General features: G+C 33.6%; 5 protein-coding genes. All 5 read right to left on the bottom strand.

Annotation, left to right across the window (positions count from 1 at the left end; all coding sequences use genetic code 11):
* Positions 1–412: 412 nt before the first annotated feature.
* The 5 genes from drmB to DWB61_RS17165 all read right to left on the bottom strand — a co-directional run bounded on the left by drmB (position 413) and on the right by DWB61_RS17165 (position 8,982).
* Positions 413–2,272: a DUF1998 domain-containing protein gene (drmB, locus tag DWB61_RS17185; RefSeq protein WP_125032176.1), complete on the bottom strand. Its 1,860-nt coding sequence runs from the start codon at positions 2,270–2,272 to the stop codon at positions 413–415.
* Positions 2,273–2,277: 5 nt separating this feature from the next.
* Positions 2,278–5,886, bottom strand: a complete 3,609-nt coding sequence (locus DWB61_RS17180; RefSeq protein ID WP_125032175.1) for a helicase-related protein — start codon at positions 5,884–5,886, stop codon at positions 2,278–2,280.
* Positions 5,883–7,355, bottom strand: a complete 1,473-nt coding sequence (locus DWB61_RS17175) for a hypothetical protein (RefSeq protein WP_125032174.1) — start codon at positions 7,353–7,355, stop codon at positions 5,883–5,885. The genes DWB61_RS17180 and DWB61_RS17175 overlap by 4 nt, the downstream gene beginning before the upstream one ends.
* A complete protein-coding gene (locus tag DWB61_RS17170; RefSeq protein WP_125032173.1) occupies positions 7,352–8,251 on the bottom strand; it encodes a hypothetical protein in 900 nt (299 codons plus the stop codon). The genes DWB61_RS17175 and DWB61_RS17170 overlap by 4 nt, the downstream gene beginning before the upstream one ends.
* Positions 8,252–8,628: 377 nt before the next feature.
* The gene (locus tag DWB61_RS17165) at positions 8,629–8,982 is read right to left on the bottom strand and encodes a hypothetical protein (RefSeq protein WP_125032172.1); all 354 of its coding nucleotides are present in this window, start codon (positions 8,980–8,982) and stop codon (positions 8,629–8,631) included.
* Between the last annotated feature and the right edge of the window lie 264 nt (positions 8,983–9,246).

Raw genomic sequence — 9,246 nt, 5'->3', positions numbered from 1 at the left:
CCGTGGGGCGGTTTGCTGGCTTGCCTGCACATTGCCAGCGGAGGGCCTTCCTCCATCTTAATTACAGCACTGAACCTTTCCGTAACTTACTCGAAGTTAGTGATTGGTTTCATTCAGAGCACACATGGGCTACAACGGTGAGTATATGGTGTCGTAGCGGATTACGTGAGCTTTAACTTGCAGAACACCACCGAAATACGGGCGAGTGATGAAGCTATAATTACCCACAAAACCCGCTATGCACTATATACATTGTTGGGCACTGGCTTTATTCATTTTCAATCATTTATCATTCAAATTTGCTACAAGTTTTTCTGTCTGCACTGCGTTGGCAAGACATACTTTTTTGCAATTTTTGGTTTGAGCGTTGGCTCGTGCGAATTGCAAATGTGTATGGCTTTCGGGCTGGCATTTATATGTTTCCAAAATATCCAAAATCTTTATTAACAACTAATTTTCTGTCAAGATATAAGTTTGAGAGTTCGCAAGTTGTTTCAGGTGTCAAAGTGCAAGAATGACAAGCTGCTAAATTAAGTTGTCCTACTCCTTGTCCTTCCGATTCAAGACAAATTGGGTCAGAAGAACAGTCTGTCGCCCTGTAAATTGCACTTGTGATTATATTATTTAAGTTTTCTAAGTCATTACAAAGGTTTGAAAGCCCACCCAAATATCCATCAGTACCATCAAAAGCAGAAATTAACAATCCGTGCATTGTTTCACTTACATACAACCTCTCAGACAATGATGAAGCAGGATAGCCGCAAACATATTCAAGTTCTCTTATTAGTAAATGAGAAAGTGTATGAATTAATACTTTTCTTGGTGTTAAAGTTTCGGCAATAATTTGATGCAATTTCCAGTCGGCATTTTCGGCATTTGCTTTTATTATCTCAATACGTTCTATGACTTCTGATTGCTGCTCCCATTCGCAAAGTTTTTGATTGTCTAAAACAAAAAGAATTCCTTCGCCATAGCTTTCTAAGGCAGGAAGTGTCTTTGTGTCAAAATTGTTTTTTGAGACAGACTGGCGCATAACTGCATACTCGTACTCGTTCTGATTTTGAAGAATAGAGTCAACATCAATTGGCTCATTTCTGGTAAATGATGTTTGAACAGCAATTCTTTTTAGCTTATCTATTTTTACCAACTTTGAAAAACCATTTATTTGTTCGGAACAGTCAATATCTCTAAATTTAATCTGTCCATTCTCAGGTTGCTCTTTTTCTAAAAAATAATCGTATTCTGATTGTCGATAAATGTTGTCAGGAATGTATTTAACTTCTCCTTTTTCTAAGTATTGAAGAATAAGTTCTTTTTCAATCTTTTTCTGAATACTAATCAATTGAACAATTAGTTCTGTTGTGAACTCACCACTCTCAACCATATTGTCAATTTCAACCCTGATGTCGGAAGATAGTGGGTTTTGCATATCAGGAATAAACAAGCTACTTAAAGTGTTTGCATAATAAACACTATTGCTTGTTTTTAGCTTTACGCTTGTTGTAGCGTTGCATTCCTCTTCGTGAAATTTACCGTTTAATTGTCCTAACCAAAACTTTTTACCAATACACTTTTGCTGATAATTAAAAATACCTTTCAAATTGGCTTTCTTACCACAATTTTTACATTCAATCCATATACCTGAGAGTTCTGTATTTTCTCGACTGATTTTATAAATCAAATCTTGGTTTTCGCAACACTTTTTCGAGAAGTCTAATTGAGGACCTTGTGGCTTCTCATTTTCATCCTCGGTTTCATTTGTTCTATCACTTGACAAACGGTTATTCCAATATTCCCAAGGCAAATCGTGAATATGACCATTGGTGCAAGTCATAACAAAACGTATTTGTTCTAAATGATTCTCTTTACACTCTTTATTGCTGCACTTTGGGGGATTAAAAAAATCAAGTTTTTTTCCGGAACTACGCCAGCGATTTTTCCATTCGCTATATGTTGCAAAGCGTTTGCAATACGAACAGTAAAACCATTTTGGAAAATAATTCGCTTTTGGTCGTACCTGATGTAAAAAAGAATCTCTATCAGTCGGTATAGCAACCAAATGTTTCAAATTTGGGAAACGATTCCTTAAACGTTGTAATAATCGGTCATCTTTAATTATGTAATGGGCTAATTTCTCATTTAAATTATTATAGCCCCAATTATCAAATGTTTCTATAATAATAGAATTGTCCGTTGTTTCTATTAGAGAAGCAACTCCACCATAATTTGAGATGTGTTTACTTCTTCCGTGTTGTATCTTATCGTTTGGCATAACTTCTAATACTGTCTGATTAATATTTCGGCACTTGGTTCTACACTTCGCATTGATTGCATAGCAGTAAGTGTTTCATCATCATTTTTCTTTTCTTGCATAGGAACAATCAAAGATTCTTTAGGATGGTCTTTCCAAAAATATTTTAAGTCTTTTTGTGCATCAATTTTATATTTCCAATCTCTCAAAATATCATCTAATTTCTCTGTAATAAGTTGTAAGTCATTTTGAGCAAATTGATGTTCTTTAAAAAGTTGAATTAGATTATTACGCAAATCATTTTTCACATTATCATCTATCAAAGCAGTTGCTGCATTGTTGCTTGTGTATGGTGTAGTGTGCCTAAAGTATGCAAGTATAAGTGTGAACAACATTTTATCTAAAGCGTTTTCGGCAAAAGGTGTAACGCTTAGAGGTTCAACTTGCTTGTAGAAAGTTTTGTGAAATTGAACAAAGTCCTCATAATACGACAAATCTCTACTGTTAAATGGGTCGAAAAGAGTAACAACCAAACCTTCGTTTTTTCTTGCCACACGACTACTTGCCTGAATATATTCTGCTGTATTTGGTGGCATTCCATTCATTACCATAACTCCTAATCGTCCAACATCAAGTCCTACACTAATCATATTTGTAGCCAAAACGATGTCATAAGCTTTATGTTCTTTGATGTTACCTTCAAATGGTATTTCCAATTTATCTAAATTCTTTTTGATTTTTTCATTTGGAATACGACTTGTCAGTTCAACATTCCTGTAAGAAAGTTTGTTGTAGTTGCTTCTCTCGCTATCGGAATTGTTCTTTAAGTAACGAACTTGTAACTGTTTTATAATTGGTTTTAACTCTGAATTAATTTTGTTAGAGAAACGCCCAATCTCCTTAAGACTTTTAAAATAAGAAAGTATTGTCCAAAAACTATCCGCCTCTTCCTTATTTGCTGTGCTATTCCATATCTCTAAACGTGCATATAGCAATGAAGCTAAAAGCTGTAAGTTGGTAACAACGGTTGTTTTTCCCGTTGGCAAAATACCAATATATTTTCTCTTGCTTTCTTCAATTACTTTTGAGAAAAATGTGTCGTCAGAGTTGGTTGCATATTGTGGAAATACTCTTGCTTCACGACCGTACAAACCTTGAATTTGTTTATCTACATTTTTAACCGTAGCTGTAGATGCGATAATCTTAGGATTGTCGCAAAGCTTTAATAGGGCATTTTCAAATAAACCGACCAAACTACCCAAGGTTCCGTTTAATAAGTGTAATTCGTCTTGAATTATTAATTCAGGTTTTCGGTTATTTCCGTTATTGAAAAATGTTGTTGATTCTCCTTTCCAAGCTAATGATGCAAATTTGTCAACTGTCGCAAATAGAATTGTAGGCGGTGTTGAATAAATATCCTCATCAATCAAAACAACTGGCAAACCACCATTTTTCTCTGAGAAATGGCAAGATTCATTTAAGCAATGACAATGCAATTGTTTTTTACCTACACGGTGTCCAATTTGATAAATTGTATCTGCCTCATTGTATCTCGAAATTATTTTGGTATTGCACCACTGACAGTTAGACAATTGAAATGGATTGATAGCAAAATTATCTCCTTTATTTAGCTTTTTATGAGTGCTTTCAAGTTTCTTAGCTGCATCTTTTAAGTAATTTGGAACAGTTTGTTTTCCTACCCAAAAACCAATTGATATTTCACCTTCTCCTAAGTCATCATAGTGATTTCTAATAAATTCACAAGCAAGAATTAATTTCGATGCACGTTCAAATTGTTGGGCGGAAAGCAAACGTAAAGTATAACGAATAATAATGTTTACACCATCGTAATTATCAGGGTATTGAATCCTTCTCCAAAAAATCAAAAAGGCAGAAACGGCTAAATAAGCCTCTGTTTTACCACCTCCTGTTGGGAAATACAATAAATCAATCAAATCTTTTTCAGAACTGTTCTCATCTACAAAAGAAGATAAGCATTGAAGAATGAACGCCAACTGAAATGGTCGCCATTCAGGTATTCTTTCTGTTGGGAAAGGTAAGCTTGAATAATCTTCAAGTTTATGCTGTAAGATTTCGTCTCTTTCCCAAACTTCAAAACCCTCTTTCTTCTTACCAAAATGTTGTTGGGTTTGAAACATTTGCAGATAAATAGCAGTATTTGCCAACAGAAAAGCCCTTAAAGCATTTTCGTTTTCAGACAGTAAATTAATTCCGTTTGTAATTCGGGAATGAATCTGCTCACATTTAGAAATATTCTCCTCACCTAATTCATTGCCATTTGCCGATGCTTTTTCTTCGCTAATCCAAACTTTGTATGCTTCTGCAACTTTTGTGAGGTTAGAAATGATGTTGCTTTTGTCGGAGTTGAAAACTGATAAATTCTTAATATTTAGAATGTCTCCTTTGATTTTGTCAGTTTCAGAACTTTGACTTTTTACATCATACTCAGGTAAAAATGTAGATTGAATCCATTGTGGAGTATTAGGCGATTGTGCATTCTCCCAAGTACAAGCAGTATTATGTCCGATACCGAAAGCTAACTTGTCTCGATAAAGGTAATCTAACATTTTATCTTCATCAGTTTTATACAGATGAGCTTTGTAATCTCTGAATGGTAAAAGTTTGTCACTTTCAATTCTAATTTCAGACTGAAAACAGGATAGTTGGTTTACTTTCTCTTTCGATAATGAATATTTATCCTTCGGGATTGATATTTTGTTTTCGAGAACTCCTTTTATGTAGTATTTATCAGGATAATTGGAATACAGTTTTAAATGAAATACAAGGTTATCTTTCATTTCCTGTTTCCAATTCTCTGTGTCAATGTTTGGCAGGTCTGAAAGTTTTATTTCAAGGTGCTGATTGGGTGAAGCAAGTATATCTTCAATATTTGTTTCAATGAAAATGTCATTGTTATTTCTCTTGTATTTATCCTTGAAAAACAATTTTGATACCGCCTTATATAGAGCGTGGTCGTATGATGTATTTTGCGCTAAAGATTTTAAACCTTCCTTAAAAAACTGATATTCTTCAGTGATTTTTCCATTTTTGGTGCGCTGAATTTTCTTGCTTTGAGAAAGTGTTTTACTTTCTTCATCGTAATTTACAAAATGGCTTAAACCGTGTTCATCGATTAGATTTGTTCCCTCTCCATTATAAGGCAGCTTTATTTCAGGAAAATTCGCTTTTAGATAGTTGCCAAACCTAAGATTTGCATTTATTTTCGTGCAAGTTCTTTCAACTGCAAAAGTAATCCCGAAGTGCGATGGGAAGAAAGAGTTAGGAGAATACTGTGGTTGGGTGTTGGTCTTATCTGTCTCGTCACCGTCTTCTTCGTAAACTTCCTTTACTTTTTGAACAGGAGTCTCAATATCAGGTGGAAAATCAATGCTATTTTCAACATCTTCACCGTTCATTTCCTGCTCTCCATTATTATCGCCATTAGATTGTTCCTGTTTTGGGAATAAGATTCCAGAAAAATAACGCTGCAATGGTTTGCCTTCAATAACCTCATTGCTTAAATCATCTTCACATTGAAAAATATCTGAGCCTGGACCGATTAATTCCTTGCCAATACGTTTAATGACAATATTTCTATTTTCTTTTACACTCATAATTCAATTTGTTCTAAAGTTGTTTCCTCTAAAAACTCTATATCATCACTAAAAGCTTCTTTGTCAATGACAGTATGGAGTGGCATAAAATCGTTTATAAAAGCCTGTAAAGTATTTTCTTTAAAATTCTTTTTGGCAAGAATTTCTCCAATTCTCCTCTTTTTCAGAAATAAACGCAACTCTTGTTTTAGCCCACGACCAAGGACAATCATTGTGCTACTGTATGTTGTTTTAGATTTCAATATGGGTTTTAATATGACATCAATTTCATTATCTGATTTATCCAGATAGTATAACTTGAAGATTGCTCGCAAATCGTTTTTATACATTGGGAACTTTCTAAAGCCTTTTCCATAAGTTACTAATGTGGTAGGTAAAACTTTTAATCCCTTTTCTTTAAGTTTTTTGTAAAGTAATTCATCACCCAAATTTGCTCTAAGTTCATTTATCAGTTGTTTCCAATATGCTGAGTGTTCTTCTACAGTACCAAAAACATCAGGCTCGGTTTCAACTGCAACTTGATATAAATTTTCGGCTAACTGTTCTTTGGGATAGATTCTTACTCTGTTCCCCTTTTTAATTTTATAAGCCTTTATTAATTCTCCAGTTTCTGTAAAAACGGTATCGTTACTTTCTAAAAAAACTGTTTCAACATCAGAAACTATTTTATAAATTAACTTCTCATCAATTTCGTTAAGAAGCAAATCACATTCATTTTTAAAGCCATCGTATGCTCTGCCATTCATCTCATCCAATCGAGACACAATCCCATTTATAGTAGTGCTTATATCTGTAATGTTGTCCCTAACTTCCTTGTATTCAATTCCACAAATCGAAAATCGGTCTTTAGATTTGATTTCTGATTCAATAAGTTTTTTTCTTTGATTAAGACACTTGTAGTATAAATTTTTCTCTTGCTTATAAACTACCAGAACGACTTCATTTACTAAGTTATAGAGGTAATCAAAATCTTTTTGACCATTGAACGAATGAACAACTAAAACCTTGTCTTTGATTTCCAATTTCTTCAATGATGAAAAGGGTACAATTTCAACTTTTCTATTTCTTATTTGTCGGCTAATAAAATCTAAATCGTTCGTATCAAAAACAGCAATTGTTTTCTTAGTTACTTTATTCAAGTAGTTTACCAACACATTTCTCTTAGGTAAATCATCTTGAAGATATTTAAGGATTTTAAGTAATTCAGCTTTAGGATTATTTTCGTCAAGATAATCGGTAGTGTATCCGCCCGCATCTTCCAATCCATTTTCTAATTCTTTGTTTATGCTTAGGCGTTCTGTTAGATTTTCTATTGTTTCTTGTTGAATAGCATTTATTGCTATTCTTAAAATGGTTCCGTATGATTTTAATTCAATTCCAAATTCAGAATTAACAAAAGCAATGTTTTCATCGAGTTTAGATATGAGTTGTTCTAACTCATCACTTTTTATGTTTCGGAAGCTAATCATATTGCATTCACAACTTTAATTTCTTCTTTATACCAATTCCAGCAAGGAATAGCTTCATTTATTGTAGGAAAAAAGCAATTGGATACAATTATTACATTGAAACCAAACCTTGATTTGTCTTGGATAATTTGTTCAATCTTATCGGTTTCCGTATCAAAAACCACAATGGTTTTCACCTTTTTATCTTTTAAAAGCAACTGCTCATAGCATACTTCATATTTGGGTGTAAAATAAGCCAAACTGTCCTGCAGGGCAGGAATTGAGTTGATTTCTGTAATTTGGTTTTCTTCTCGTGGGTTTGGCAGATATGCACAAGGTATTTTGTTTTTGTTTGGCAATGAATCCCATAAAGGTTTTTTAGCAATGAATACAGTTTTCATTTCAAAACTTGTTCTTGGGAAATCAATCTTTTCGGAATTAAGCCCTTCAAAAAAACTTATATAGTTCTTTATCGTTTTATCACTAACGCCCGAATCAACCTTTACATAACCTTTTACAAGTCTGTCATAAGTAATGTTCGGAATGTCTGCTGGAAAAATCTGCTTTTTAGTTTTACGCAGTTGGTGTTTTAAGCGATAACTTGAATCCTCATTTTTGTAAACCAAATAGTATTGTCCATTAGCTTGTCTTTTAACCTTATCTCCTTCTTTAATACCTGGCAAATCATAGTGATTAAGGTAAATATCATTTGCCAGTTCAATAAACAGTTGTTTTCCTGTTTCAAACAACAAATCTTTTGCTGATTGGAAATTTATATGAATTGGTTTGTTCTTTTTGAAATGTTCAAGAATGAGTTTTGTAGATAGAGAAGATGCATTATTGCCAAACTCATTAAGGGTTTTTATTCCCTCGAATTTTTCCAAAAGCGTTCTATAATAATGTTCGTTTAATATCATTCCTCAATATATTCTCAATTCATAATCTCTTTAGCTGCGGTGCGTGGGCAAGAAATAGCTCTTTTGGTTTTTTCAGCGTTTGGCATGTGCGATGGCAAAAACCAAATGTGCTATTTGTGCGTTGGCTTTCTTTCAATTTTTGTAGCAAATATTCATTGTTGCACGGTGTTTCTTTAGCTTGTGCCCAACGGGCTTGCTAAGTTGCGTGGGCGATTAAAAGAAAAATCCTTTCAAACCGCGCGGAAGCAAGCCGCATAAATTTGTTTATATTTTTTGCAAACCAAATCTAGGTGGCTTGCTGGTGTTTATTAGATGAACTAAACTTTCAAACTGCTCGTCACCGCCCATGAAATTTAGCTTTTGTTAGCACCTGTAACTTATTCTTTACTTATCAATTCTAGGTTCTCATATTCTAGAGTTCTTTTTCCTGCGTTTGTTAGCAACTCAAGTTTTCTCCTTTTAATATTAATTTTATTTCGACCTTCTCCGATCGAATAATTTATCTCACCTAAATCATTAAAATCAAGAATCTGAGGTCTTGATGCTAATGGAATCTCTTTAATGGTATAATTTAAAAAATTGTAAAAACGTAATATCCGATGTTCAAAAATATTATTATCGAAGTCAATAGGATAATCAACGGTAAACTCCAATGTATCATTAAGAGTATCTTCTGAAACATTTAAAATTTCAGAATCATGAATAAAAAAATCAATTGTCAGTTTTTTCATTTATATTAATTTTCATCTTTCCTACTCAAAGTAAAATCAGACTATCAAGTTTTAAGTCAAAATTATTACTTAATAAAACTGCCTGTTTCTGTTATTGGTGCTAACGGGCTTGCTAAGTTGCGTGGGCGATTAAAAGAAAAATCCTTTCAAACCGCGCGGAAGCAAGCCGCATAAATTTGTTTATATTTTTTGCAAACCAAATCTAGGTGGCTTGCTGGTGTTTATTAGATGAACTAAACTTTCAAACTGCTCGTCACCGCCCAT

This window comes from Ancylomarina euxina, assembly GCF_003863355.1.
Taxonomy (GTDB): domain Bacteria; phylum Bacteroidota; class Bacteroidia; order Bacteroidales; family Marinifilaceae; genus Ancylomarina; species Ancylomarina euxinus.
The sequence above is the reverse complement of the archived record's forward strand: the minus strand, read 5'-3'. Positions and strand labels throughout refer to the sequence as shown.